This is a genomic window from Hansschlegelia beijingensis, from assembly GCF_045505405.1.
In the GTDB taxonomy this organism is placed as follows: Bacteria; Pseudomonadota; Alphaproteobacteria; order Rhizobiales; family Methylopilaceae; genus Methylopila; species Methylopila beijingensis_A.
The window spans coordinates 1-1,186 of record NZ_JBJKEX010000556.1 but is presented as its reverse complement, the minus strand read 5'-3'; the positions used below and the strand labels follow the sequence as shown (position 1 = coordinate 1,186).

The 1,186-nt window shown below is 54.0% G+C and carries 1 protein-coding gene; it reads right to left on the bottom strand.

The features are described from left to right. Nucleotide 1 precedes the first annotated feature (1 nt). Entirely contained in the window at nucleotides 2-844 is an 843-nt protein-coding gene (locus ACIKT0_RS18645; RefSeq protein WP_407106801.1) for a hypothetical protein, read from the bottom strand. Between the last annotated feature and the right edge of the window lie 342 nt (nucleotides 845-1,186).

Below are 1,186 nucleotides of genomic sequence, written 5' to 3'. Positions count from 1 at the left end.
CTCAAGACGCGCGAACTGCTCGTCCGTCAGCCAGAAGCAGTCCGATCCCATCGGCGTTCTCCCTCGAGGACGCCTCTGAATCACGCTTCGCTCGATCTGCAAACCCCTTAATGGGTCCGGGCCCTAGAACGCGCTCTATTTTTTTCGAAGATATGCCCGTCTGTCCCGCTAAATCTTGAACAGAAAACACGAAGCCCGGAAGGAAGGTCCAATAATCTGGGTGGATCTTAAGCATCTCCTCGCGGAGATTTAGTAGGTTCCTTATCTGTAAACTGCCGATACATCTAACAACGACACAGGCCTCGTCAATCGAGAACCCGGCATGCGATCTAAGCCAGTCGTCGTCCGCTCTGTATTTTCGAGGCGATAATTCTTCATACTGAAAATTGTAGGCCGACTCACCGCTGTAGAAGATGGGCTCTCTCAGTCCGTCAGCGGTACCAAAGAGGTCGAGTTTACTCGCTTTGCTTGAATTGCCCGCCATTGCTTCAAACGCAGCCAGCCAGGGCTTCTGGAGGCTAATGTGCATTTCATGCAGCAGTTCCTCTGACCGCTTGACGTAGTATTGAAAGGTTTTTGGCGGCGGGATGCTCATGTTGATGTCCCCCTTCGCCATTAGGCCTATAAGTGTCGAAATTTCGGACGTAAGAAGTCGTTCATGGGAGTGTTGATGCTGGATATCGCCGCAGGTGATTTGATCGCCAGCGAATTGTATAAGGTTGTCGCGCCAACAGAAGTATGCGATGGCGTGAATATATCCTGTGGAACAGCAAAGCTCTCGCAGATCGTCGAATATCTCGGCTTCGTTACGAGCCGATTTGGGGGTTGTGCCTTTGTTGCTCATGGGCGATCGCCGTCGATTGGGCCGCGTTTGAAATTAATCGCAGTCTAGCTCAGGTTTCCGAGTTAAGGTCAACGCATGCTTCCTTCGATCACCCGCTGCAACTGCGGTCCGCAGACTTGAACGCTAAGGGGCTGTTTTTCAGGCGAGCCTACCTTCCCAAGAGCGGTCGCCTTAGCTCGCCCTTCTCAGCCAGCACCTAACGTCCGCTCTTGGCGGATTGTGTTGAAGAAGTCCGCTGTTGGGAAGGCGTCACCCACGGCTCGAACTGATCGCAGGGCGGGGGCGAGCGAAGCGTTGGGCTATTAGGCTGGGATCGGGCTCGGCGTCGGGACCAGCTTCGCC